The 24925-nt window shown below is 70.3% G+C and carries 20 protein-coding genes and 1 pseudogene; 13 read left to right on the top strand and 8 right to left on the bottom strand.

Going from position 1 to position 24925, the window contains the following annotated elements; all coding sequences use genetic code 11:
* Positions 1-28: 28 nt before the first annotated feature.
* Complete coding sequence (locus KCH48_RS23740) at positions 29-232, bottom strand: DUF397 domain-containing protein (protein WP_210576716.1); 204 nt, start codon at positions 230-232, stop codon at positions 29-31.
* A gap of 8 nt (positions 233-240) precedes the next feature.
* Positions 241-1092, bottom strand: coding sequence for a helix-turn-helix transcriptional regulator (locus KCH48_RS23735; RefSeq protein ID WP_210576715.1), 852 nt, complete (start codon positions 1090-1092; stop codon positions 241-243).
* Positions 1093-1316: 224 nt separating this feature from the next.
* Here KCH48_RS23735 and KCH48_RS23730 point away from each other — a divergent pair, with 224 nt between their 5' ends.
* The 4 genes from KCH48_RS23730 to KCH48_RS23715 all read left to right on the top strand — a co-directional run bounded on the left by KCH48_RS23730 (position 1317) and on the right by KCH48_RS23715 (position 4889).
* A complete protein-coding gene (locus KCH48_RS23730) occupies positions 1317-1730 on the top strand; it encodes an ATP-binding protein (protein WP_210576714.1) in 414 nt (137 codons plus the stop codon).
* Between the two features lie 33 nt (positions 1731-1763).
* Entirely contained in the window at positions 1764-2636 is an 873-nt protein-coding gene (locus tag KCH48_RS23725; protein ID WP_210576713.1) for a hypothetical protein, read from the top strand.
* A gap of 190 nt (positions 2637-2826) precedes the next feature.
* Positions 2827-3984, top strand: a complete 1158-nt coding sequence (locus KCH48_RS23720; RefSeq protein ID WP_210576800.1) for an acyl-CoA dehydrogenase family protein — start codon at positions 2827-2829, stop codon at positions 3982-3984.
* A 35-nt stretch (positions 3985-4019) separates the two neighbouring features.
* On the top strand, positions 4020-4889 hold the full coding sequence (locus KCH48_RS23715; RefSeq protein ID WP_210576712.1) for an acyl-CoA thioesterase II: 870 nt from the start codon (positions 4020-4022) through the stop codon (positions 4887-4889).
* Here the strand turns inward: KCH48_RS23715 and KCH48_RS23710 are convergent.
* Both KCH48_RS23710 and KCH48_RS23705 read right to left on the bottom strand, forming a co-directional pair.
* The gene (locus KCH48_RS23710; RefSeq protein ID WP_210576711.1) at positions 4882-5670 is read right to left on the bottom strand and encodes a phosphatase; all 789 of its coding nucleotides are present in this window, start codon (positions 5668-5670) and stop codon (positions 4882-4884) included. The two genes, KCH48_RS23715 and KCH48_RS23710, sit on opposite strands and share 8 nt — an antisense overlap.
* A 66-nt stretch (positions 5671-5736) precedes the next feature.
* Positions 5737-7206 carry a PucR family transcriptional regulator gene (locus KCH48_RS23705; protein ID WP_210576710.1) on the bottom strand — a complete coding sequence of 490 codons (1470 nt, stop codon included), beginning with the start codon at positions 7204-7206 and terminating at the stop codon, positions 5737-5739.
* Positions 7207-7328: 122 nt separating this feature from the next.
* Here KCH48_RS23705 and KCH48_RS23700 point away from each other — a divergent pair, with 122 nt between their 5' ends.
* The 3 genes from KCH48_RS23700 to KCH48_RS23690 are packed head-to-tail and all read left to right on the top strand — an operon-like array spanning position 7329 to position 11490.
* On the top strand, positions 7329-8783 hold the full coding sequence (locus tag KCH48_RS23700; protein WP_210576709.1) for a sodium:solute symporter: 1455 nt from the start codon (positions 7329-7331) through the stop codon (positions 8781-8783).
* Positions 8784-8839: 56 nt separating this feature from the next.
* On the top strand, positions 8840-9808 hold the full coding sequence (speB, locus tag KCH48_RS23695) for an agmatinase (RefSeq protein ID WP_210576708.1): 969 nt from the start codon (positions 8840-8842) through the stop codon (positions 9806-9808).
* Positions 9805-11490, top strand: coding sequence for a thiamine pyrophosphate-binding protein (locus KCH48_RS23690; RefSeq protein WP_210576707.1), 1686 nt, complete (start codon positions 9805-9807; stop codon positions 11488-11490). Before speB ends, KCH48_RS23690 begins: the two co-directional genes overlap by 4 nt.
* A 2-nt stretch (positions 11491-11492) precedes the next feature.
* Here the strand turns inward: KCH48_RS23690 and KCH48_RS43455 are convergent.
* From KCH48_RS43455 to KCH48_RS23680, 3 genes and pseudogenes are all read right to left on the bottom strand, one after another.
* Positions 11493-11618, bottom strand: a pseudogene (locus KCH48_RS43455) (SAM-dependent methyltransferase); the annotation flags it as partial.
* A gap of 23 nt (positions 11619-11641) precedes the next feature.
* On the bottom strand, positions 11642-12445 hold the full coding sequence (locus KCH48_RS23685; protein WP_210576706.1) for an endonuclease I family protein: 804 nt from the start codon (positions 12443-12445) through the stop codon (positions 11642-11644).
* Positions 12446-12658: 213 nt separating this feature from the next.
* Positions 12659-13582: a DMT family transporter gene (locus KCH48_RS23680; RefSeq protein WP_210576705.1), complete on the bottom strand. Its 924-nt coding sequence runs from the start codon at positions 13580-13582 to the stop codon at positions 12659-12661.
* Between the two features lie 248 nt (positions 13583-13830).
* Here KCH48_RS23680 and KCH48_RS23675 point away from each other — a divergent pair, with 248 nt between their 5' ends.
* The 5 genes from KCH48_RS23675 (at position 13831) to KCH48_RS23655 (ending at position 21457) form a co-directional block, all read left to right on the top strand.
* Positions 13831-14478, top strand: coding sequence for a transcriptional regulator (locus KCH48_RS23675; RefSeq protein WP_210576704.1), 648 nt, complete (start codon positions 13831-13833; stop codon positions 14476-14478).
* A gap of 43 nt (positions 14479-14521) precedes the next feature.
* Entirely contained in the window at positions 14522-15547 is a 1026-nt protein-coding gene (locus KCH48_RS23670) for an esterase-like activity of phytase family protein (protein WP_210576703.1), read from the top strand.
* Between the two features lie 123 nt (positions 15548-15670).
* Complete coding sequence (locus KCH48_RS23665; RefSeq protein WP_210576702.1) at positions 15671-19396, top strand: ABC transporter ATP-binding protein; 3726 nt, start codon at positions 15671-15673, stop codon at positions 19394-19396.
* Positions 19397-19473: 77 nt separating this feature from the next.
* The gene (locus tag KCH48_RS23660) at positions 19474-19863 is read left to right on the top strand and encodes a hypothetical protein (protein ID WP_210576701.1); all 390 of its coding nucleotides are present in this window, start codon (positions 19474-19476) and stop codon (positions 19861-19863) included.
* A gap of 124 nt (positions 19864-19987) precedes the next feature.
* Positions 19988-21457 (top strand): S28 family serine protease, encoded by a 1470-nt coding sequence (locus KCH48_RS23655; protein ID WP_210576700.1) that lies wholly within the window; start codon positions 19988-19990, stop codon positions 21455-21457.
* Between the two features lie 90 nt (positions 21458-21547).
* Here KCH48_RS23655 and KCH48_RS23650 read toward each other — a convergent pair whose 3' ends face one another.
* The gene (locus tag KCH48_RS23650; RefSeq protein ID WP_307840924.1) at positions 21548-23338 is read right to left on the bottom strand and encodes a glycoside hydrolase family 3 protein; all 1791 of its coding nucleotides are present in this window, start codon (positions 23336-23338) and stop codon (positions 21548-21550) included.
* Positions 23339-23592: 254 nt separating this feature from the next.
* Between KCH48_RS23650 and aroA the strand changes: the two genes are divergently transcribed.
* Positions 23593-24858 (top strand): 3-phosphoshikimate 1-carboxyvinyltransferase, encoded by a 1266-nt coding sequence (aroA, locus tag KCH48_RS23645; RefSeq protein ID WP_210576698.1) that lies wholly within the window; start codon positions 23593-23595, stop codon positions 24856-24858.
* Positions 24859-24925 lie beyond the last annotated feature (67 nt).

Raw genomic sequence — 24925 nt, 5'->3', positions numbered from 1 at the left:
CCGGGCATTCGCCAACGGCATCAGGTCGTCAGGACGGGGGTGGGGTGACGGCCCCGGTGCGTATGCCTGCGAGGAGGTGGGCGAGGGGGGTGGGGGTGGTGGTGAGGTGGGTGGTGGGGGTGTCGCTTTCGCGGAGGTGGATGCCGGAGGGGGAGGCGGCGAGTTCGACGCAGGTGTTGCCATCTCCCCCGTCGGAGAGGGTTGACTTCTGCCAGCGCAAGGCTTGAGTCATCGTGCGCCTCACAGTTCCTTCGTCACGCGGTGGATGAGGTCCCGGGACGCCGTTGGGCTCAGCGCCGCCTTCTCCACCCTATGGAAGAGCGTTCGAAGCTGCTTCAGTTGGGGTTCCGCGTCGATGAACGCGGTGCCGGTGGGGGCGTCTCGGAGCCCCGTGTCCAGTGCCGGTACCGGACCGCCCGCGTACATCATTGAAGCTCCGGCACCGGCGAAGCCGTCCTGGTCGGTTGGGATGACACGTACGGTCGCGTTCCCCTGCTCGATCTGGTCCAGGATTTGCCGGAGTTGAGCCAGTGCCACGCTGCGATCGGACACCCGGATGCGCAGGGCGAATTCATGGACGATCGTCTCGTACGGGGTGGGGGTGTCGCCTTCGATGGCCGCCCTCCGCTTCATCCGGTGCTCCACGCGAGGGTTCAGCTCACTCTTCGGCAGCCCGGGAACCATGAACGAGTAGACGGCGCGGGCGTAGTCGGCGGTCTGGAGCAGCCCGGGAATGTGGGTGATCACCACCTCGCGCAGGAACGTCGCATGGTGCTCCACTTCGGCGGTGTCCAGGAATACCGGGGGTAGCACCCCGCGGTACTCCTCCCACCAGCCTCGGGTGCGATCGGTAGCCATGACCACCAGCGCTTCGATCAACGCCTCGTCCGTGCAGGCGTAGTGGGCCGCGAGACGGCGTACGCGTTCTGGGCTCACGCCGGCGACGCCGGACTCGATCTGACTTATCTGAACCGAGTCTGCGCAAAGCAGGGCTGCGGCCTCCCGGGCTTTCATGCCGGTTGCTTCGCGCAGTTTGCGCAGCTCAGCACCCAGGCGCACTCTGCGAGCTGTGAGATGCCTCTTCGGTGGCACCCGCACCTCCTGGTTTCAACTGCCTGGCAGACGTGCCCCGTTCGGGGGTCAGAATACGGCAACGGGTTGCGAGTTCCTAAATTTAGGAACTACCGTCAGTGCTGCTCCGCACACGCTGCGGAACCGCCGGCGTCCGGAAGCGCACCACTCCGTCCTGCCACGACGGCTGCGGCACTGCCACCGGCCCGCCCCTCAACTCCCCTCTCGCCGACCGGAGCTCACCCATGCCCGAAAACGACCCCGAACCCTGGCAGTACGTCCTCTCCATCCCCAACGACCCCCGAGCCGTCACCATCAGCCGCCGCACCCTGCGCCTGATCCTGACCATGCACGGCCTGATCGGCCTCGTCGACGTCGCCGAACTCCTGGCCACGGAGCTGGTCGGCAATGCCGTGCGCCACACCAAGGGCCCCGTTGACCTGCGGGTGTGCTGGTCGGCCGGCGTCCTGCGGATCGGCGCGTGGGACGGGGACCCCCAACCTCCCGAGCCACCAGGGCAGTTGGATCGCATCGCCGACCAGGAGGAGGGGCGCGGTCTCGCCCTCGTCCGGGCCTGCTCCGACCTGTGGGGCTGGCAGCCGCAGTCCCGGTACGGCAATCGCGGCAAATTCATCTGGTGTGACCTGGCTGCCGCATAGCTCGTTGATCACATCCGAAAGAAAGGAGAGCCGATGGTCAGCTCGTCGCACGAGGCGATGCACCGGATCTTCCAGAAGGACCCTGCACTGCTCACCGATGCTTTGCAGGACGTGTTACGCGTCCCCTTCCCGAAGCCCCACGACTTCGCCGCCATGAACGTCGACCTCACTGAGATCGAGCCGGTCGAGCGGCGGGTGGACACGCTGCTGCGGGCGGAGACCGACGAGGGCACGTACCTCCTGATCGTGGAGTCGCAGGGGCAGCCCGACAAGAAGAAGCTCGGCAGTTGGCCGTACTACCTCAGCTATCTGTATGAGAAGTACAGCTGGCAGCCGGTGCTCATCGTCGTCACGCAGAGCAGCGCCACGGCCCGCTGGGCGGCGCAACCCATTCACCTCGGGATGGGCGGGTGTCCTTCGCTCACCGTGCGCCCCCTCGTGCTGGGACCGGACAACGTTCCGCTCATCGCGGACGTGGATGAGGCCGTGGCGAATCCGTCCCTTGCGGTGCTTTCGGCCATGACGCATGGTCGGGGTCCGCAGGCGCCCGCCATACTGGAATCCCTGGTAGCCGCCCTGCAAAAAGTGGAACCGGACACTGCAGCGGCCTTCGCGCAGTTGGTCGACTCATGCCTGGCAGATCCCCAGGTCAAGCAGATGTGGAGGGACTTGATGACGACGATGCAGTACTTCTACCGGCACCCGCTCGCCGAGGAGATCCGCGAGCAGGGACGTGTCGAGGACCGTGCCGAGACGGTTCTGGACCTTCTGCGTTGGCGAGGGATCGAGGTGCCCGAGTCGGTGCGTCGGCGTGTGGAGGCGTGTACCGATCTGGAGCAGCTCAAGGTGTGGTCGCAGCGGGCCGTGCAGGTGAGTCGGGCGTCGGAACTGTTCGAGGTCGATTAGAGCGCCCCAGTCCTCACGGCCGTAGCCGACGGGGTCGGATCCGTCCGTGTGGGTCCGGCCCCTGCGCGTGCCGCCCCTCCGCCCCCGGCGTGACGAGCGTTACCCCCAGCCCACCCTGGACGCCGTGTCCTACTCGCCGGTACCTTGAATGAGCAAGCGCTTAGACATGTACCGGGTGGAGGAGGACGGCGTGCGCCGTACGGTGTTCAACGAGGATCACGAGGCGTTCCGGGAGACCCTTCGCGCCTTCATCGAGGCCGAGGTCGTGCCGGTCTACGACGAGTGGTTCGCGGCTGGTCAGGCGCCGCGCGACTTCTACTACAAGCTGGCCGAGCTGGGCGTCTTCGGTATCCGCGTGGACGAGGAGTTCGGCGGCGCCGGCATCGACTCGTACAAGTTCGAGGCCGTGATGTACGAGGAGACGGCCCGCGCGGGTGTGCAGTTCGGCGGCTCCGGTGTGCACGTGCTGCTCGGTCTGCCGTACATCAAGATGCTCGCCACCGACGAGCAGAAGAAGCGGTTCCTGCCGAAGTTCGTCTCCGGTGAGGAGATGTGGGCGCTGGCCATGACCGAGCCGGGGACGGGGTCCGACCTCGCCGGTATGAAGACCACCGCCAAGCTCAGCGAGGACGGCACGCACTACGTCCTCAACGGCGCCAAGACCTTCATCACGGGTGGCGTCCACGCCGACCGCGTCATCGTCTGCGCCCGCACCTCCGCGCCCACCGCCGAGGACCGCCGCTTCGGTATCTCCCTCTTCGCCGTGGACACCAAGTCCGAGGGCTACTCGGTCGGCCGGAAGCTCGACAAGCTCGGGCTGAAGACCTCCGACACCGCCGAGCTGGCGTTCGTCGACGTCAAGGTGCCCGTCGAGGACCTGCTCGGCGAGGAGAACAAGGGCTTCTACTACCTCGGCCACAACCTGGCGTCCGAGCGCTGGGGCATCGCCTTCGGCGCCTACGCCCAGGCCAAGGCGGCCGTCCGGTTCGCCAAGGAGTACGTCCAGGACCGCACCGTCTTCGGCAAGACCGTCGCCTCCTTCCAGAACACCAAGTTCGAACTGGCCGCCTGCCAGGCCGAGGTGGACGCGGCGGAGGCCGTCGCCGACCGCGCCCTCGAGGCGCTCGACGCCGGTGAGCTGACCCCGGCCGAGGCCGCCAGCGCCAAGCTGTTCTGCACCGAGGTCGCGCACCGCGTGATCGACCGCTGCCTCCAGCTGCACGGCGGCTACGGGTTCATGAACGAGTACCCGATCGCCCGCCTGTACGCGGACAACCGCGTGAACCGCATCTACGGCGGCACCAGCGAGATCATGAAGTCGATCATCGCGAAGGACATGGGCCTGTAAGGTTCCCGAAATTACCGGCCAGTAGAAAAGGTGCCATGAACCAGGCACTACAGGGTCTCCTCGATCTGCTCGACATCGAGCAGATCGAGGAGAACATCTTCCGCGGCCAGTCCCGCTCCGCCGTCGTCCCACGCGTCTTCGGCGGACAGGTCGCGGCCCAGGCGCTCGTCGCCGCCGGGCGTACGGTCCCCGAGGACCGCCTCGCCCACTCCCTCCACGCGTACTTCCTGCGCATCGGCGACGCGGGCGCGCCCATCGTCTACAACGTCGACCGGATGAACGACGGCCGTTCCTTCACCGCGCGCCGCGTGGTCGCGGTCCAGCACGGGCAGCCGATCTTCGCGCTCTCCGCCTCCTTCCAGAAGTACGAGGAAGGCTTCGACCACCAGATCCCGATGCCGCCCGCCCCCGACCCGGTCACCCTCCCCACCGCCGAGGAACGGCTGCCGGCGTACGACCTCGCCCCCGAGATCGTCGAGAGGATGCTGGAGGCGCGGGCCGCCGTCGATCTGCGCTACGTCGACGACCCGCCGTACGGCCGCTACGGCGAGCCCCGCGAGCCGCACTCCCAGGTCTGGTTCCGCACCAACGGCAAACTGGCCGACGACCCCCTGCTCCACGTGGTCCTCGCCACCTACGTCTCCGACATGACCCTCCTCGACTCCGTCCTCCTCGCGCACGGGCGCGGGGGATGGGCGGTCGGGGACGTCGTCGGGGCCTCCCTGGACCACGCGATGTGGTTCCACCGGCCCTTCCGCGCCGACGAATGGCTCCTGTACGACCAGGAGTCCCCGTCGGCGCACGGCGGCCGGGGCCTCGGGCAGGCCCGCATCTACACCCAGGACGGACAGCTCGCGATATCGGTGATCCAGGAGGGCGTGGTGCGCGCCCCCCGGCCTAGGTGAGCCCCGCCTCGGACAGCAGGTACGCCGTCAGCGGGTCGTAGTACCGCGGGCTGAGGACGTGGTCGTCGAGGGGGACCGCCACCTGGAGGGTGCCTTCGGACTCGGCGAGGAAGAGGGCCGGGTCGTTGCAGTCCGCGTACCCCACGGAGTCGACGCCGTGCTGGGCGGCGTATCCGGCCCAGCCGTGGTCGGCGACGACCAGGTCGGGCAGCGGGCGGCCCTCCTGCTCCAGGGCGGTGAGGATGGCGCGCATCGGGGCGCCGGAGTGCGTGTGCCACAGCGTGGCGCCGTGCTCCAGCATCGCCACGTCCGCGAACTGCATGACGTATCCCTCGTCCGTCTGCAATCCGTCCGGGATGACGACGATCTCGCAGCCGGCCGTGCGCAGCGCGGCGGCCGTGGCGCGGTGCACGTCGAGCATGCCGCCGGGGTGGCCGGTGGCGAACAGCACCCGCTGCTCGCCGTCGGCCGCCTTGCGCAGCCGGGCCGCCATCCGATCCAGGGCGTCGACCGTCAGCTCGGGGTCGATGGTGTCCTGGCCGTACCGGTACTCCGGGTCGTCGTGCACACCCACCCGCTCGGTCATCACCGCGAGCACGTCCTGCTCGTCCGTCCAGCGCTCGCCGAGCTCGAGGCCGAGCCAGTAGTGCCGGTCGCCGTTGGCCAGCTTGCGGTAGTGGGAGAGGTTGTTCTCGCGAGGCGTGGCCACGTCGCCCGCGATACGGGTCTTCACGAGATGGTCGACGAGCTCGGCGCGGCTGGGGGTCCCGGATATCGGCATGGGAACCATTGTGAGGCAGACCGCAGTGCGATCACCCGGCGTCCCGCCCGCTGGGACACGCGTCACTCACCCTTTCCGCAGCGCGAACCACAACTCCATGCGTACGTCCGGATCGTCCAGGTCGGCGCCCAGCAGCGCCGCGCACCGGGCGATCCGCTGCCGCACGGTGTTGCGGTGCACGGACAGCGCGACGGCCGTACGGTCCCAACTCCCGTGCAGGGAGAGCCAGGTGCGCAGGGTCTCGGTGAGGGCCGGAGCGGCGGCGACGGGAGCGAGGAGCGCGCGGGCGTGCGCCTCCGCCTCTTCCCGCGGGAGGAGTTCGGCGAGACCGGGGTGGGCGCCGTGCCGGACCAGGGGCGCGCGGGTGGCACGCGCGCGTGCCAGGGCACGGGCCGCCTGGGTGTCGGCCGACGGCCACTCCTGCGGCGCGGCGGGCGCACTGACCCCGAGCGTCCAGCCCGGCTGCGGCTCGATCTCACGAAGGGGCAGGAGCACGCGTACGACATCCGCCGCGAGGTCCACCAACGGCGAACCGAGCGCCGCGCCCAGCGCCGAGGCCGCCATCGCGTCGGGGCGCTGCGCGTCCGGCCGCGCGTGCACGACCAGCCACCGGTCGGCACCCAGCAGCGGCGCCACCTCCTCGGGTGGGGCGCCCAGCAGCAGCCGTACCAGCGCGGAGGACCGTGCCGCGCCCGTGCCGCTGTGGTGCTCGCCGGTGAGGAGGGTGAGCAGCACGGCGGCGACGGAAGCGATGGTGTGGTCGCCGGGGTCGCGCCGCGGAGCCGCGATGCCCAGCACGAAGCCCTGGCCGGCGCCGAGGGCGTAGGCGGCGAGGTGGGTGTCGGCGACGGTGTCGGTGGCGGAGGTGGGGGAAGTGCCGGAGGCGGTACGGGTGGGGCGCACGATCTCGGCCAGCTCCGCCAGCGCCCCCTCCACCTCACCCCCAGGCCCCCGCCCCGCCGCCGCAACCTCCCCGCCGTCCGGTCCGAACAGCACCGCCCGCCCTCCGACCCGCTGTGCCAGTTGCCGCAGCACCGACGGCACCGGGTCCGGGCGGGAGGCCGCGGTGGCCAGGCTCTGCTGGGCCTCTGTTACCCGGCGCAGTTCGGCCAGGCGGGCCTGGGCCATGAGTTGCCAGACCGCGCGGGCGACGCCGGAGAAGGTGGTCTGCGGCGGGACTTCGACGAGTGGCAGCTCGTACGTCTCGCAGGCCGCGACCAGCGCCCTCGGCACCGTGTCGTGCACCGGGGCGAGCCCGAAACCGAGGGCCGCGCCGCCCGCCTCGACGATCCGGGAGACGTAGTCGTCGAAGTACGTGCCCGAGCCCGCCGCGTCCGGGATGTGCACGCCGGCCGTCAGCAGCAGCTCGCCGCCGAGCAGATACGGGTACGGGTCCGCCATCTCCGAGGTGTGCGCCCAGTGGATGACGATGTCCGGATCGGTGGGCCCGGCGATCTGGCGCAGGGCGAGGTCCTCGCGAGCCAGGAGGGACGCGAGGGGCACGGGTGGGGTGGGGGGAACAGAGGGTTCCGGCATGGTGTGCGCTTCCTCCACTCAGGGCACCTCGAATGGATGAAACGTACACTTCGCAGTCGCTTTCCGGCCACCTAGGGTCGGTCGTCAGCACCCGCCGGCGAGACCGACCGAAGGAGGGCCCTGTGGCCATCGACTACGCAGTGATCGTCGTCTATCTGGTCGGCATGCTGGCCATGGGCTGGTGGGGCATGCGCCGCGCCAAGTCCAAGAGTGAGTTCCTGGTCGCGGGCCGCCGTCTCGGCCCGACCATGTACTCCGGCACCATGGCCGCGATCGTCCTCGGCGGCGCGTCCACCATCGGGGGCGTCGGGCTGGGTTACCAGTACGGGCTCTCCGGTGCCTGGATGGTCTTCACCATCGGCCTCGGACTCCTCGCCCTCTCCGTCTTCTTCTCCGCCCGCATCGCCCGCCTCAAGGTCTACACCGTCTCCGAGATGCTCGACCTGCGCTACGGCGGCCGGGCGGGCGTCATCTCCGGTGTCGTCATGTGGGCGTACACCCTCATGCTCGCGGTCACCTCGACGATCGCGTACGCCACGATCTTCGACGTCCTCTTCGACATGAACCGCACCGTCGCGATCATCCTCGGCGGCTCGATCGTCGTCGCGTACTCGACGCTCGGCGGCATGTGGTCGATCACGCTGACGGACATGGTGCAGTTCGTGGTGAAGACGATCGGCGTGCTGCTGCTCCTGCTGCCCATCGCCGTCGTCAAGGCGGGCGGCTTCAGCGAGATGAAGGCGCAGCTGCCCACCGAGTACTTCGACCCGCTGGGCATCGGCGGCGAGACGATCTTCACGTACGTGCTGATCTACACCTTCGGCATGCTCATCGGTCAGGACATCTGGCAGCGCGTGTTCACCGCCCGCAGCGACAGGACGGCGAAGTGGGGCGGCACGGTCGCGGGCACGTACTGCCTCGCGTACGCCCTCGCGGGCGCCGTCATCGGTACGGCGGCCAAGGTGCTGTACCCGAAGCTGGGGAGCGCGGACGACGCTTTCGCGACCATCGTGAAGGACGAACTCCCGGTGGGCGTACGGGGGTTGGTGCTGGCCGCCGCGCTCGCGGCCGTCATGTCGACGTCCTCCGGCGCGCTGATCGCCTGTGCCACCGTCGCCAACAACGACATCTGGTCGCGGCTGCGGGGGAAGACCACGGGCGGTGACCGCGACGAGGTCCAGGACAACCGCGCCTTCATCCTCATCATGGGCCTCGCGGTCATCGGTACGGCCATCGCGCTGAACAACGTCGTCGAGGCGCTGACGGTGGCGTACAACCTGCTCGTCGGCGGACTCCTCGTGCCGATCCTCGGCGGACTGCTGTGGAAGCGGGGCACCGCCCAGGGCGCGCTCGCCTCCGTCGCCGTCGGCGGTCTCGCCGTCATCGGCCTGATGGCGACGTACGGCATCCTCGCCAACGAGCCCATCTACTACGGGCTGCTGTCCTCGCTGGCCACCTATGTCGTCGTCTCCCTGGCGACTCCGGCGACCGACGCGGCCGTACTCGAAGCCTGGCGCGAGCGGCTCGCCGGGCGGGCGCCCGAACCCCGGTCGGAGCCGGTCCCGGCGCACCAGTAAAGTCGTATGGCAAGTAGTACATACGCGATGAAGCGTGAGAAAGAAGGCATTTCCCGATGAGCAGCACCGAGACGCCCCGCGGCCCCGTCGACTCCTCCCGCATCCCGCGGTACGCCGGACCCGCGACCTTCGCCCGGCTGCCGCGGCTCGACGAGGTCGGCCGTGCCGATGTCGCCGTGGTCGGCGTGCCGTTCGACTCGGGCGTCTCGTACCGGCCGGGCGCCCGCTTCGGCGGCAACGCGATCCGTGAGGCGTCCCGGCTGCTGCGGCCGTACAACCCGGCGCAGGACGCGTCCCCCTTCAAGCTGGCGCAGGTCGCGGACGGCGGGGACATCGCGGTGAACCCGTTCAACATCAACGAGGCCGTGGAGACGGTCGAGGCGGCGGCGGACGAGCTGCTGGGGACGGGGGCCCGCCTGATGACGCTGGGCGGCGACCACACCATCGCGCTGCCGTTGTTGAGGTCCGTCGCCAAGAAGCACGGCCCGGTGGCGCTGCTGCACTTCGACGCGCACCTCGACACCTGGGACACGTACTTCGGCGCCGAGTACACGCACGGGACCCCCTTCCGGCGGGCGGTGGAGGAGGGGATCCTCGACACGTCGGCTCTGTCGCACGTCGGTATTCGCGGCCCCCTCTACGGCAAGCAGGACCTGGACGACGACGCCAAGCTCGGCTTCGGCATCGTGACGTCCGCGGACGTCATGCGGCGCGGTGTCGACGAGGTCGCCGACCAGCTGCGCCAGCGCATCGGCGACCGTCCGCTGTACATCTCCATCGACATCGACTGCCTGGACCCGGCGCACGCGCCCGGCACGGGGACGCCGGAGGCGGGCGGCATGACGTCGAGGGAGCTGCTTGAGATCCTGCGGGGTCTGGCGTCCTGCAACCTGGTCTCGGCGGATGTCGTCGAGGTGGCCCCCGCGTACGATCACGCCGAGATCACGTCGGTGGCCGCGTCCCACACGGCGTACGAACTGACCACGATCATGTCCCGCCAGATTGCAGAGGCCCGCGCGCAGTGACTCACGACCACGACCTGGTGCTCCGTCCGACCGAGGCGCAGATCTCGGCCGCGCTGAATCCTCCCCCCGGCCGCAACGGCGGAGACCTGGTCGTGGAGACGCTGGCGGCGCTCGGCACGACGACGGTGTTCGGGCTGCCCGGCCAGCACGCGCTCGGCATGTTCGACGCGCTGCGGCGCAGCGACCTGCGGTACATCGGGCTGCGGGTGGAGAACAACGCCGGGTTCGCGGCCGACGCGTACGGCCGGATCACGGGCGAGGCGGCACCGCTGCTGCTGTCGACGGGACCGGGCGCGCTGACGTCACTGGCGGCGCTCCAGGAGGCGGCGGCGGCCTCGGCCCCCGTCCTCGCGATCAGCAGCCAGATCCCGACGGCGGGGCTGGGCGGCGGTCGCCACGGCTATCTGCATGAACTCCCGGACCAGGCCGCCTCGTTCAGGGGCGTGGTCAAGTCCGTCCACACCGTCCGTACGCAGTCACAGATCCCGTCCGCGATCGAGGCGGCCTGGAAGTCGGCACTGACGGCACCGCACGGCCCGGTGTGGGTGGAGATCCCGCAGGACGTGCTGCTGGCCGAGACCTCGATCCCGGTGGTGACGGGCGGCGACGCCTTCCCCGACGAACTGCCGCCGCGCCCCGAACTGACGGCGGTGGCAGCCGACTTGCTGTCGAAGGCGGCCCGCCCGGCGATCATCGCGGGCGGGGGAGTCGTACGGGCGGACGCGAGCGGCAAGCTGAGGCGGCTCGCGGAGCTGCTCCAGGCCCCGGTGGTCACCACGCCCGGCGGCAAGGGCGCGTTCCCCTGGAAGCACCCGCTGTCGCTCCAGTCGTGGATCGAGGACCGGCACACCACGGACTTCCTGGAGGACGCGGACGTCCTGCTGGTGGTCGGCTCGGGTCTGGGCGAAGTGTCGTCCAACTACCACACGTTCAAGCCGCGCGGCCGGGTCGTCCAGATCGAGGCCGACCTCGGCAAGCTGGAGTCCAACCACCCGGCACTGGGCATCCACGCGGACGCGCGACTCGCGTTGCAGGCGCTGCTGGAGACGGTGGAGGAGCGGCCGGACCCGTCGGCGCCGAAGCGGGTGCGGGCGGTGTTGGAGAAGGTTTCAGAGCGCATCACTGCCCAGGAACTCACCCTGGAGCAGCAGGTGTTGGCGTCGGTGCGGGCGGCGCTCCCCGCCGACTCCCCGTCCTTCTGGGACATGACGATCCTCGCCTACTGGGCCTGGTCCGCCTTCGACGCCAAGGGCCCCAACCTCCTGCACTCCGCCCAGGGCGCCGGCGGCCTCGGCTACGGCTTCCCGGCGGCACTGGGCGCCGCGGCGGCGGACCCTTCGCGTCCGGTGCTGGCGGTGTCGGGCGACGGAGGCGCGCTCTACTCCATCGCCGAGCTGGCCACGGCCAAGCAGTACGACCTGCCGGTCACCTGGCTCATCGTCGACGACGGCGGCTACGGCATCCTGCGCGAATACATGAACGACGCCTTCGGGGAGGCGACGGCGACGGAACTGACCCGGCCGGACTATGTGGCGCTGGCGGAGTCCTTCGGGGTGCCGGGGGTTCGCACGTCCCCCGAGACCCTGGAGGCGGACCTGGCGAAGGCGTTGGGGGCGCCGGGGCCCTCGGTGGTCGTACTTCCGGCTGTGCTGCGGATGTTCGCGCCTACGCATCTGGGCTGACGGCCGTCGGTCATGCCGATGTCCAGAACCCGACGCGCCCCGAACTCCCCCGCCATGCGGACGTAGGCGTCGAGGTCGGAGCGGTCGGGGTCGAGCAGGTCGTAGATCGCGGCGAGCGGAGTTTCCATGGCCCCACTCGGCGTGACGGGATTTACCAGATCGCCTCGACCCACTCCGGGTGGTCGATGAACGGGTTGCGGTTCTTCTGGTAGGTGTCGTAGATGACCTGGTTGCGGCGCTCCTCGAAGGCGTCCGGCGGGTCCTCGTCGTTCCAGGCCTTCAGGACCGAGAGGCGGCCGTGGAGGGGGACGCTGCCGTTCGTGACGGCGTCGTTGGGCTCCAGGTCGGGCCAGCTGTCGTCGCCCTCGTAGCGGACGGCCATGTAGAGGATCATGCGGGCGACGTCGCCCTTGACGGCGTCGCGGGGCTCGAAGGAGTTCGAGTCGGTGAGGCTGCCCCCGGAGTTGGTGAAGCTGCTGCCGCCGTTGTCGAAGTCCTTGTTGCCGCGGATGCTGTTGACCTGGACGTCCTCGGGGCGCAGGTGGTGCAGGTCGGTGCCGGGGCCGGCCGAGGTGCCGAAGTCGCCGTGGGACTGGGCCCAGGTGTGCTCGCGGTTCCAGTTGCCGGTGTTGCCGCCGTTCAGCGTCTTGCTGCGGGAGATGCCGGAGTAGAGCAGCTTGACGTTGCTCGTGTTGTTCGGGTCCTGGTCGGTGACCTTCAGGGCTTCCCAGACGGCCGAGTACGACAGCTTGGTCTGGGGGGTGATGATCGTGTGGAGCGAGTCCTTCAGCGCCGTGCCGGTCTTGCCGATCGCGTCGGCGTAGTACGTGTCGTCGTACGCCGTGGTCGTGGCCGCGGCGGGGGTCGCGGTCAGCGTCGGGGCGGTGAGGCCGACCAGGACGGCCGCGGTAGTCAGAGCCACGGGCTTCCAGTGCCGGATGCGTGTCGCCAGCATGAGGGGGGTCCCATCTACGCGGGTTGAATGGAGGCGGCAAGTGGGAGAGTGACATGGACATGTGGCGGTGTAAATGGACCCCGCGTGTCCATCCGGTGACCTGAAGCGGCAAATCGACGCTTGTCTACGCGAGTTGACGCGCGAAGGCGGCCCCTGGCGGGAAAGCCAGGGGCCGTTGGGTCGGATCGTCAGCCGTTCCTCAGTCGGCCGGTGTCATCGCTGACGATCAGCGCTGACGAACACCAGCCCCAGCGCGAGAACCGCCAGCCCGCACCAGGAGGCGGCCGGCAGGCGTTCGCTTAGGACGGTGACGCCCAGGACCGCGGCGACGGCGGGCTCGGCCAGGGTCAGTGACGTGGCCGTCGAGGCGGGGGTGTGGCGCAGCCCGTAGCCGAAGAGCCGGTAGGCGAGAGCGACGGTGAACAGGGCGAGGTAGCCGGCCACCGCCGCGCCGCGTGTCGTGGTCAGCCACTGCATGTCCATGAGCAGTACGAGCGGCAGGACGAGCAGTCCGGCCGCGCCGAACAGCACGCCCATCACCGCGTCGGAGGCGTGGCCGCGCGTGATGAGCCGGCCGCCGATCAGCGAGTAGACGGCGTACGACAGTCCGGCGCCCGCGGCGAGCGCGACGCCGGTCACGTCCATCGGCGTGGCGTGGCCGGTGAGTTCGGGGCCCAGCACCAGGAGGGTGCAGCCCAGGACGGCCGCCGCCGTGGCGAGCGTCCAGCGTGCGGTGGGACGGGACTGCCCGGTCATCCAGGACAGCAGTCCGGCGAAGACCGGCGCGCTGCCGAGCGCGATCACCGTCGTCACCGCGACGCCGGTGCGGGCCACCGCCGGATAGAAGGTGAGCGGATATCCGGCCACCGCCAGCGCGCCCAGCACCAGCAGCCACCGCTCACGGCGCGTGCAGACGGCGTGCAGGGAGCGGGCGCCGCGGGAGGTCAGGAACAGCAGGATGCCGCCGAGCGTGAGACCGGCGGAGCCGATCGCCGCCGCCGGGGCGCCGGCCGGGGCCAGGGAGGAGGCGGTGCCGGTCGTGCCCCACAGCACGGCCGAGATGAGGATGGGCGCGGGGCCGGTGAGGAGGCGCGCGTCCGGGCGCGCGGGAAGCAGAGTGGTGGTGCGGTTCGGCACGGTCGTGGTCTTCCGTCGTCGATGCGTCTGGGACTGGGTCCGAAACGGGCGCACGACGGGGCCGGGGAAATCAGGAATCAAACCCTCAGCGTCTGCGCCCGGTCAGGCGCAGGGAGGGGGCGTGACGGCGTGCCAGTAGGTACTCACTCGGGGATCGTATCTCGTAGTACAGCCTGGACTTTACGTCCATTCGCTGGACGTTTGCTATAGTTGGTGTTCCGGGTTGGGAGTGACTGAGGGATGGTGCGATGGCCGACGACAGCGCGGACGCGATCCTGGCGGCGTTGCTGCCGGTCATCGAGGGGCTGGCGGAGACGTTCGGGCCGACGTGTGAGGTCGTGCTGCACGACTACCGGCGGGGTGAGCAGTCGGTCGCGGCGGTCTCGGGTGCGGTGACCGGCCGCAAGGTCGGCGGTGCGCTGAGCGAGATCGGGCTGGGCGTGCTGGCGCAGGGGGACGCGGCGACGAACGACATCAACTATGTGACGCGCACGGGGGACGGGCGGATCGTCAAGTCGTCGACCATGCCGTTGCGCGACGGTGCGGGCCATGTGTTCGGGGCGTTGTGCGTCAATGTCGACGTCACCGCTCTGCGGCAGGCCGGCGACCTGCTGACGGCGTTGGCGGGGACGCGGCCCGTACAGGTCACGGACACCACGTTCAGCAACGACTTCGACGACGTGGTCGACGCGCTGATCCGGGCCGAGGAGGTGTCCCGCGGCAAGCCGGTGAGCAGTCTGACCCGGGTGGAGCGGCTGGCCCTCCTCCACGTCCTGGACCGGCGCGGTGTCTTCACGGTTCGGAATGCGGTGCCGCGGATCGCCGAACGGCTCGGGGTGTCCCGTTCGGCGATCTACGCGGATCTCAACGAGTGCCGCAGCGGCGACGCTTCATGAGCCGGTCTCCCCTCCGTCACCGGCCCGTCCTACGGTGGCGCCCATGCGTCTGAGAACCGTACTCGCGACCGCCACCGCCGGCCTGGCGGCGGCCACCTGCCTCACCGTCGCAGGGCCCGCCAACGCGGGCGAGAATCACGCCTGTTCACCCTCCGTCGCCATCCAGGGCTTCTCCGACGCCCTGGACAAGACGACGTACCAGGGCACCTTTGTCGGCAACTTCTCCGCGCTCGCCGTGGACCGGAACGGCGACCTCGCCGCGCTCAGCGACCGCTCGTCGCTGTTCACGCTGGACCGCAGGACCCTCCAGCCGAAGTCCGTCGTCCAGCTCGCCGACGAGAGCGGCACCGCGCTGGACTCCGAGGGCCTCGTGGTGGAACGGGACGGCACCCGGCTCATCAGCTCCGAGACCGAGCCGTCCGTACGCCGCTACTCCCGCGACGGCAAGATCCTCGACCGTCTGCCGGTACCGGCCTCCCTCCAGGTCGCCCCGGCCGGGCGGGCCGTCGCCAACGGCACCTTCGAGGGCCTGACGATGCTCCCCGGCGGGCGCACCCTGCTCGCGTCGATGGAGTACGCGCTGTCCGGCGACACCGCCGGCATCGTCCGCTGGCAGACCTGGAAGCGGCACCACGGCACCTTCGGGCTCGGCGCCCAGTACGCCTACCGGGCCGACACCGGCCTCGGCGTCCCCGAGGTCACCGCGCTGCCCGACGGCCGGTTCCTCGTCCTGGAGCGCGGCTTCACCTCCGGTGTCGGCAACACCGTCCGCCTCTACCTCGCCGACCCGCGCCGCGCGACCGACACCGGCGGCATCGACACGCTGACCGGCCAGGACGGCGTACGGCTGGTCAAGAAGACCCTCCTCGCCGACCTCGTGAACTGCCCGTCACTCGGCGCGACCGCCAAGCAGCCCCAGCCCAACCCCCTCCTCGACAACATCGAGGCCATGACGATCACCGGCTGGACCAAGGGCCACCTGAAGGTACTGCTGGCCAGCGACGACAACCAGAACGCGGCACAGACGACGCGCTTCTACGATCTCCGGGTAAGCACAGCGCCCCGTTAGGGGCGCGGGGAACTGCGCGCTCAGCCCCCACGGCGCCGCACCCGAAGTAGCGACGGAGGGATGAAATCCGCTCGCCGCGGCGTTGGTGCCTTCCGTAGATCCAACAGACGGGGAGGCACCGACGTGGCAGCGCGGCAGGGGCAAGGCTGGGCGCGAAGGCTGTGGGCGTACGCCTGGCGTTACCCCAAGGACGTCGTCCTGGCCCTCGGCGCCTCGCTCGTCGGCATGGCCGTCATGGCGCTGGCCCCGCTGATCACGAAGGTGATCATCGACGACGTGATCGTCGATCACAGCCGGTCCATGGCGGTCTGGGCGGGCGCCCTGATCGGCGCCGCGCTCCTCGTCTACGTCCTCACCTACATCCGCCGCTACTACGGCGGCCGTCTCGCCCTCGACGTCCAGCACGACCTGCGGACCGAGATGTACGGCACGATCACCCGCCTCGACGGCCGCCGGCAGGACGAGCTGTCCACCGGTCAGGTCGTCGGCCGGGCGACCAGCGACCTCCAGCTGATCCAGGGCCTGCTCTTCATGCTCCCGATGACCATCGGGAACTTCATGCTCTTCCTGATCTCCCTGGTCATCATGGCGTGGCTGTCGCTCCCGCTCACGCTGGTCGCCCTCGCGGTCGCGCCCGCGATCTGGTTCATCGCCAAGCGCAGCCGCACCAAGCTGCACCCCGCCACCTGGTACGCCCAGGCTCAGGCGGCGGCCGTCGCGGGCGTCGTCGACGGCGCCGTCAGCGGCGTACGCGTGGTGAAGGGGTTCGGGCAGGAGGACCAGGAGACCGGGAAGCTGCGGGAGGTCGGCCGCAGGCTCTTCGCGGGGCGGCTGCGCACGATCCGGTTCAACTCGAAGTACACCCCCGCCCTCCAGGCCGTCCCCGCCCTCGGCCAGGTCGCGATGCTCGCGCTCGGCGGCTGGCTCGCCGTGCGCGGTCACATCACGCTGGGCACGTTCGTCGCCTTCTCCACCTACCTCGCCCAGCTCGTCGGCCCGGTCCGGATGCTCGCCATGGTCCTCACGTTCGGCCAGCAGGCCCGCGCCGGCACGGAGCGCGTCCTGGAGCTGATCGACACCGAGCCGGCGCTCGAGGACGGCCACAAGACGCTGCCCGCCGACGCGCCCGCCACCGTCGAGTTCGACGACGTCTCCTTCGGATACGAGGATGACCGCCCTGTTCTCGACGGGCTGAGCTTCGAGATCCACCCCGGCGAGACCCTCGCCGTCGTCGGCTCCTCCGGCTCCGGCAAGTCGACGGTCTCGCTGCTGCTGCCCCGGTTCTACGACGTCACCCACGGCGCCGTCCTCATCGGCGGCCACGACGTCCGCGAGCTGACCCTCGACTCGCTGAGGGCCGCGATCGGGCTGGTCCCCGAGGACTCCTTCCTCTTCTCGGAAACGGTCCGCAGCAACATCGCGTACGGCCGTCCCGACGCGACGGACGACGAGATCGAGGCCGCCGCCCGCGCCGCCCAGGCGGACCGGTTCATCAGGGACCTCCCCGACGGCTACGACACCAAGGTCGGCGAGCACGGCCTCACCCTCTCCGGCGGCCAGCGCCAGCGCGTCGCCCTCGCCCGCGCGATCCTCACCGACCCGCGGCTGCTCGTCCTCGACGACGCCACCTCCGCCGTGGACGCCCGCGTCGAGCACGAGATCCACGAGGCCCTGAAGCACGTCATGGAGGGCCGCACCACCCTCCTCATCGCCCACCGCCGCTCCACCCTCAACCTCGCCGACCGCATCGCCGTCCTCGAAAACGGGCGCCTTGCCGACATCGGCACCCATGACGAACTCCAGCAGCGGTCCGCTCTCTACCGCCGGCTCCTCACCGACCCGGACGAACTCGGCGGCGTCTCGCCCGGCCACGCCCAGCCCGCCTGTCCGCAGGAGGACACCTCCGTACGGGACGAACTGGACGCCGAGTTCGACGCCGAGCGCGGCATCACGCCCCGGCTGTGGGCGGGCGAGCGCACCCCGCGCGACCTCGCGATGGACGGCACCCCGGCCACGCCCGAACTCCTCGCCCAGGTCGACGCGTTGCCCCCGGCGACCGACATCCCGGAGATCGACGAGGCACGTGCCGTGCGAGCCGAGGAGAGCTACGGGCTGCGCAGGCTGCTGCGCGGCTTCGGACTGCCCCTCCTCGTCAGCCTCTCCCTCGTCGCCGTGGACGCGGGTATGGGCCTCCTCCTGCCCGTCCTGATCCGGCACGGCATCGACAGCGGTGTCTCGGAGATGGCCCTCGGCGCGGTCTGGGCGGCCTCGCTGCTCGGACTGCTCACCGTGGTGGTCCAGTGGGCGGCGCAGGTCGGCGAGACCCGGATGACCGGGCGCACCGGCGAGCGCGTGCTGTACTCCCTCCGCCTGAAGATCTTCGCCCAGCTCCAGCGGCTCGGACTCGACTACTATGAGCGGGAGTTGACCGGCCGGATCATGACGAGGATGACGACGGACGTCGACGCGTTGTCGACATTCCTCCAGACCGGCCTGGTCACGGCGTTCGTCTCGGTCGTCACGTTCTTCGGCATCATGGTCGCCCTGCTGGTGATCGACGTACAGCTGGCGCTGCTCGTCTTCGCCACCCTCCCGCCGCTGATCCTCGCCACGGTCTTCTTCCGCCGGGCGAGCGTGAAGGCGTACGAACTGGCCCGGGAACGCGTGTCGGTGGTCAACGGCGACCTCCAGGAGTCGGTGTCCGGGCTGCGGATCGTGCAGGCGTTCCGGCGCGAGCGGGACGGCGGACGGCGGTTCGCGGAGCGGAGCGACAGCTACCGGCAGGCCCGTATCCGGGGTCAGTGGCTGATCTCGGTGTACTTCCCCGGCGTGCAACTGCTGTCGTCGGTCGCCGCGGCGGCCGTGCTGATCGTGGGTGCCGGGCGGGTCGACAACGGCACGCTCACCACCGGCGCGCTGGTGGCGTACCTCCTCTACATCGACCTGTTCTTCGCCCCCGTCCAGCAGCTCTCCCAGGTCTTCGACGGCTACCAGCAGGCGACGGTCTCACTGGGCCGCATCCAGGAGCTGCTCCAGGAGCCGACGTCGACGAAGAGCGCCGACGAGCCGCTCGACGTGCTCTCGCTGCGCGGCGAAGTCGCCTTCGAGGACGTGCACTTCGCGTACGGCGGCGAGGAGGAGGCCCTCACCGGGATCAGCCTCGCCATCCCCGCCGGCCAGACCGTCGCCTTCGTCGGCGAGACCGGCGCCGGCAAGTCGACCCTCGTCAAACTGGTGGCCCGCTTCTACGACCCCACCGGGGGCCGCGTCACCGTCGACGGCACCGACCTGCGCGCCCTCGACCTCACGTCGTACCGGCACCGCCTGGGCGTCGTCCCGCAGGAGGCGTACCTCTTCCAGGGCACCGTCCGCGACGCCATCGCCTACGGCCGCCCCGACGCCACCGACGCCGAGGTGGAGGCGGCGGCCCGGGCGGTCGGCGCGCACGACATGATCGCCACGCTCGAGGGCGGCTACCTCCACGAGGTCGCCGAGCGCGGCCGCAACCTCTCCGCCGGCCAACGGCAGCTGATCGCCCTGGCCCGCGCCGAGCTGGTCGACCCGGACATCCTCCTCCTCGACGAGGCGACAGCCGCCCTGGACCTGGCCTCCGAGGCCCTGGTCAACCAGGCCACCGACCGCCTCGCAGGCCGCCGTACGACCCTCGTGGTCGCCCACCGCCTGACCACCGCGGCCCGCGCGGACCGCGTGGTCGTCATGTCCGACGGCCGCGTCGCCGAGGACGGCACCCACGAGGAACTCCTTGCGCGGGGCGGGCAGTACGCGGAGCTGTGGCGGACGTTCGTCGGACAGTCCGAGCCGGAGGAGCCGGTCGGCGCGTCGCGCTGACGGTCGCGCAACCATCCGACGTACGTCCTGCGTCCGTACACCCGTACGCTCTTGGATGGGGTACGGGAGGGACGACTGTGGACCGAGGTGCGATACGCCGGGGGCTGGCGCTCGGCATTGCCGTGCTCACCACCTCCGGGCTGCTCGGGCTGGCGGCACCGGCCGAGGCGCACGCGGCTGCCAAGCCCTGCGCCGGCCGCAAGGTCAGGACACTCACGTTCTCGACCGGCATCGTGCGCGTCTACAAGCAGGACCGCGAGATCTGTGCCGTCACGATCGCCAAGAACCCCGGCCCCGTGCGGACGATGAAGGTCAGCGTGCAGGTGCGGGGCCATCGCCCGGTCGCCTTCACGGACAAGCGCGTCCGCCGCATCAGCACGCCGCTGGTCTACATGGGCCACCGCAGCGTGCGCGTGAAGGGCGCGGTCGGCGGGGGATCGGTCAGCACGGGCTGGGTCCGGTACTGATCCACAGGTCCACAAGTCCACAGGTTTTCTACAGGGTTTTCCCGATCAACCGTCATCTCCCCTGGTGCTCAGGTGACTTGCTCCGCTAGCTTCCGGCGCACATCTGTATTCACCGGGAGGGTGCATGCGCAAGGCGCTCAGATGGTTGCTGGCGCTCACCGTGCTCATAGGCACGCTGAGTACGGCGGGGGCGGCCACCGCCTCCCCCACGCTCGAACCGACTCGCGCGGGGGGACCCCCACCGCCGGAGGCCACCGCCACCACTGACATCAAGGAGAAGCTGCTCTCGGTTCCGGGCATGAGCCTGGTCGAGGAGAAGCCGTACACCGGCTATCGCTTCTTCGTCCTCAACTACACCCAGCCGGTCGACCACCGGCGCCCGTCCAAGGGCACGTTCCAGCAGCGCATCACCCTGCTGCACAAGGACGAGGCCCGCCCGACGGTCTTCTTCACCAGCGGCTACAACGTCTCCACCACGCCCCGCCGCAGCGAGCCGACCCAGATCGTGGACGGCAACCAGATCTCCATGGAGTACCGCTTCTTCACCCCGTCCCGGCCCGACCCGGCCGACTGGACCAAGCTGGACATCTGGCAGGCCGCCAGCGACCAGCACCGCATCTTCAAGGCGCTCAAGCCGATCTACGACCGGAAGTGGCTCTCCACGGGCGGCTCAAAGGGCGGCATGACCGCCACGTACTACGAGCGCTTCTACCCGCGCGACATGGACGGCGTCGTCGCCTACGTCGCCCCCAACGACGTGGTGAACAAGGAGGACTCCGCCTACGACGAGTTCTTCGCCACCGTCGGCACCGAGGAGTGCCGCGACCGGCTGAACGGCGTGCAGCGCGAGGCGCTGGTGCGCCGGGAGCCGATGGAGAAGCGGTACGAGGCCTACGCGGCCGACAACGGCTACACCTTCAACACCATCGGCAGCCTCGACAAGGCCTACGAGGCCACCGTCCTCGACTACGTCTGGGGCTTCTGGCAGTACAGCCTGCTGTCCGACTGCGACACGATCCCGGCGGACGCCAAGAACGCCAGCGACGACGCCATCTGGAACACGCTCGACACCATCGCCGGGTTCTCCTTCTACACGGACCAGGGCCTGGAGCCGTACACGCCGTACTTCTACCAGGCGGGCACCCAGCTGGGCGCGCCGACGATCGTCTTCCCGCACATCGAGAAGAAGTACATCCGCTACGGCTACCTGCCGCCGCGCAACTTCGTGCCGCGTTCGATCCCGATGAAGTTCCAGCCGTACGTCATGAAGGACGTCGACACCTGGGTCCGCCACAACGCGCGGCAGATGCTCTTCGTCTACGGCGAGAACGACCCGTGGGGCGCCGAGCCGTTCCACCTCGGCAAGAAGGCGCGTGACAGTTACGTCTTCACCGCGCCGGGCCTCAACCACGGCGCCAATGTCGCGGGCCTCGTCCCCGACGAGAAGTCCCTCGCCACGGCACGCATCCTGAAGTGGGCGGGCGTCGCGTCCAGCGCCGTCCAGTCGAACCCCGCGGTCGCCAAGCCGCTGGCCAAGTTCGACCGCAAGCTGGACAAGCGCGACATCGAGCGCGAGCCGGCCTTGCGTCCGTAACGCACGAGGAACGCACTAGGAACGCGTGATCAACGCGTGAGATGCGCCCGGCCGTTGCCTCACAGCGGCCGGGCGCATGACGTATGTGTGCTACGTCCGGTACGACAGCCCATGTCCGACCGGATACAGCACCCGCGCCGGATCGTCGGCCCGCTGTACCGGCACCGGTAGCTTCCCGCGCGGCCGCACCCGCCCGGCGATCACCCGGGCCGCGGCGCGCAGCTCGACGTCCGTCCAGGAGTACGACGCCAAGTAGGCCTGGACGTCGGGCAGTTGGGCCACGTCGTAGGGATTGCGGGTGGCGACGGCGACCACCGGCTTCCCGGTCGCCAGCAGCTCCTGGACCAGCGTTTTCTGCGTGCTGCTCGCCGTGACGTTGTACGTCCCGACCACGACGGCGTCCGCCTCGCCCGCCGCGGCGACGGCGGCGCTTATGGCCGCCGAGGTCGGTGCCGTACCGGTCGACAACCTCGTGGCCGAGAAGCCGAGTTCGGTGAGGGCGGCGGCGAGGACGGCGGTGGGCGGTCCGGTGGTGCCGGACGGGGAGGCGGGGTCGGCGCCGACGACGAGGAGCCTCGGGTGCTCGCCGGCGGACAGCGGCAGCAGCCCGCCCTCGTTGACGAGGAGCGTGGTCGTCCGCTCGGCGATGCGGTCGGCGGCGGCGAGGTGGGCCGGGGTGCCGACGTTCCGGTCGACGCCGCCCGGGCTGACGTAGGGCGCGTCGAACAGTCCGAGCTTCGCCTTCAGCCGCAGGATGCGCAGCACCGACTCGTCGAGCCGCGCCTCCGTGAGTTCCCCGTCCTCCACGGCCTGGATGACGGCGTTCCACGCGACGTCCAGCTTCGGCGGGTTGAGGAGCTGGTCCACACCGGCCTTGAGCGCGAGCACCGGCACGCGGTCGTCGCCGTACTTGGTGCGCACGCCTTCCATTCCGAGGGAGTCGGTCACCACGACCCCGTCGTAACCGAGTTCCTCCCGCAGGATGCCGGTGAGGATCGGGCGGGAGAGGGTGGCCGGGTCGCCGGAGTCGTCGAGGGCCGGGAACTGGATGTGCGCGGTCATGATGGAGTCGATGCCCGCGCGGATCGCGGCCCGGAAGGGCCCGGCGTCCAGCTCTTCCCATTCCTCGCGGCTGTGCGTGATGACGGGGAAACCGGTGTGGCTGTCGACGGTGGTGTCCCCGTGCCCCGGGAAGTGCTTGGCGGTCGCCGCGACGCCCGACCGCTGGTACCCGGTGACCTCCGCGGCCACCAGAGCGGCCACCGCACCGGGTTCGGAACCGAAGGAGCGGACGCCGATGACCGGGTTGGCGGGGTTGACGTTGACGTCGGCGACGGGGGAGTAGTTCTGCCGGACGCCGATGGCGCGCAGCTCCTGCCCGGCGATACGGCCGAGGGACCGTGCGTCGGTGCGCGACCCGCCCGCGCCGATGGCCATGGCGCCCGGGAAGAGGGTGGCGGGCTCGCCGACTCGGCACACTATCCCGTGCTCCTGGTCGGTGGAGACGAGGACGGGCAGCCCGCGCGGCTGCCGCAGCGAGGCGCGCTGGATGCCGTTGGACAGGTCGGCGATCTGCTGGGGATCGCGCGTGTTGTGCGCCCAGGTGAAGTAGATGATGCCGCCGACGCGGTACTCGGCGATGAGCTCGGCGGCGTTGCGGACGCCGATCTCCTTGAGGTTGGCGTCGATGTCGGCCTGGTCGGGGGCGGTGGCGGAGTGGCCGTAGACCCGCATGACGAAGAGCTGCCCGACCTTCTCGGGCAGTGTCATACGGGAGATGAGAGAGCGGAGCTTCTTGTCGTCCGCGTAGGCGGGTCCGCCCACGGCGAGAGTGGCGGCGACGCCTGCGGTGGCGGCCAGAACGGTGCGTCTGGAGGGCACGTGCGCTCCTTCCGGAGGTGATCCGCTGAAGGAAACTTCCGAGGAGTCACCAATATCCGGGAAGTTATTGCCAGTCAAGGGACCGCACGCTAAGCGCCCCATAGGGGCGCGGGGCTGTATCAATTTGCGGCTCCGCCGCGCGGGCGCGACCCCAGCCCCCACCGGGCCCGCGGACAAATGATCTTGGGCGATGTTCCGTGGTCCATCCCGTGGACGTGACGGCACCGGAGACGGGGGCCGGGGGACCATGGGGTATGGCTGTTGTCGACATCCCCGGTTCCAAGTCCATCACCGCCCGCGCCCTCTTCCTGGCGGCGGCCGCCGACGGGGTCACCACCCTCGTCCGCCCGCTCCGCTCCGACGACACGGAAGGCTTCGCGGAAGGCCTGGCCCGCCTCGGCTACCGCGTGGGCAGGACCCCGGACACCTGGCAGATCGACGGCCGCCCCGAGGGCCCTTCCGTGGCCGAGGTGGACGTGTACTGCCGCGACGGCGCGACGACGGCCCGCTTCCTGCCGGCCCTGGCGGCGACCGGGCGCGGGACCTACCGCTTCGACGCCTCCGCACAGATGCGCCGCCGCCCCCTGCTGCCCCTGTCCCGCGCCCTGCGCGACCTGGGCGTCGACCTCCGGCACGAGGAGACGGAGGGCCATCACCCTTTGACCGTCCGGGCGTCGGGAGTCGAGGGCGGTGACGTGACGCTGGACGCCGGCCAGTCCTCGCAGTACCTGACGGCCCTGCTGCTGCTCGGCCCGCTCACCCGCAAGGGCCTGCGGATCAAGGTCACGGACCTGGTCTCGGCGCCGTACGTGGAGATCACCCTCGCGATGATGCGGGCGTTCGGCGTCGACGTCGGGCGGGACGGCGACGTCTTCGTGGTCCCGCCGGGCGGCTACCGGGCCACGACCTACGCGATCGAACCGGACGCCTCGACCGCGAGCTACTTCTTCGCCGCGGCGGCCGTCACGGGCGGCGAGGTGACGGTCCCCGGGCTGGGCGCCGGGGCCCTCCAGGGCGACCTGGACTTCGTGGACGTACTGGGCCGGATGGGCGCGCAGGTGACGGTCGGTGCGGAGAGCACGACGGTCAGAGGGACCGGCGCGCTCCGTGGCCTGACGGTCAACATGCGGGACGTCTCGGACACCATGCCGACCCTGGCCGCGATCGCCCCGTTCGCCTCCGGTCCGGTGCGGATCGAGGACGTGGCGAACACGCGGGTGAAGGAGTGCGACCGGCTGGAGGCCTGCGCGGAGAATCTGCGGCGGCTGGGGGTGGAGGTCGAGACCGGCCCGGACTGGATCGGGATTCAGCCGGGGCCGGATATGTCGGGCGCGGAGATCAAGTCGTACGGCGACCACCGCGTCGTCATGTCCTTCGCGGTGACGGGGTTGCGGGTGCCGGGCATTTCGTTCGACGACCCCGGGTGTGTACGGAAGACGTTCCCCGGGTTCCACGAGGCGTTCGCCCTGGGGTTCTCCCCGAGGCGCACCCCGAGGCGCGGTGGTCCGTACCGTCCCTAATGTCTCCGGCGAGGGATGCGGAGCATGCCCGGCAGGGGGCCGGACGGCACGCTTCCCGTACGAGGGA

It is taken from the genome of Streptomyces sp. GESEQ-4 (assembly GCF_017948455.1).
Lineage (GTDB): Bacteria > Actinomycetota > Actinomycetes > Streptomycetales > Streptomycetaceae > Streptomyces.
Note: the sequence above shows the minus strand (reverse complement) of the source record. Positions and strands in the feature narration are given on the sequence as shown.

Excerpts from the sequence above, each read along its gene's own strand:
- KCH48_RS23740 (WP_210576716.1), bottom strand. The coding sequence starts at position 232 with ATGACTCAAGCCTTGCGCTGGCAGAAGTCAACCCTCTCCGACGGGGGA.
- KCH48_RS23730 (WP_210576714.1), top strand. The coding sequence starts at position 1,317 with ATGCCCGAAAACGACCCCGAACCCTGGCAGTACGTCCTCTCCATCCCC.
- KCH48_RS23725 (WP_210576713.1), top strand. The coding sequence starts at position 1,764 with ATGGTCAGCTCGTCGCACGAGGCGATGCACCGGATCTTCCAGAAGGAC.
- KCH48_RS23715 (WP_210576712.1), top strand. The coding sequence starts at position 4,020 with ATGAACCAGGCACTACAGGGTCTCCTCGATCTGCTCGACATCGAGCAG.
- KCH48_RS23710 (WP_210576711.1), bottom strand. The coding sequence starts at position 5,670 with ATGCCGATATCCGGGACCCCCAGCCGCGCCGAGCTCGTCGACCATCTC.
- KCH48_RS23705 (WP_210576710.1), bottom strand. The coding sequence starts at position 7,206 with ATGCCGGAACCCTCTGTTCCCCCCACCCCACCCGTGCCCCTCGCGTCC.
- speB (WP_210576708.1), top strand. The coding sequence starts at position 8,840 with ATGAGCAGCACCGAGACGCCCCGCGGCCCCGTCGACTCCTCCCGCATC.
- KCH48_RS23685 (WP_210576706.1), bottom strand. The coding sequence starts at position 12,445 with ATGCTGGCGACACGCATCCGGCACTGGAAGCCCGTGGCTCTGACTACC.
- KCH48_RS23675 (WP_210576704.1), top strand. The coding sequence starts at position 13,831 with ATGGCCGACGACAGCGCGGACGCGATCCTGGCGGCGTTGCTGCCGGTC.
- KCH48_RS23670 (WP_210576703.1), top strand. The coding sequence starts at position 14,522 with ATGCGTCTGAGAACCGTACTCGCGACCGCCACCGCCGGCCTGGCGGCG.
- KCH48_RS23655 (WP_210576700.1), top strand. The coding sequence starts at position 19,988 with ATGCGCAAGGCGCTCAGATGGTTGCTGGCGCTCACCGTGCTCATAGGC.
- aroA (WP_210576698.1), top strand. The coding sequence starts at position 23,593 with ATGGCTGTTGTCGACATCCCCGGTTCCAAGTCCATCACCGCCCGCGCC.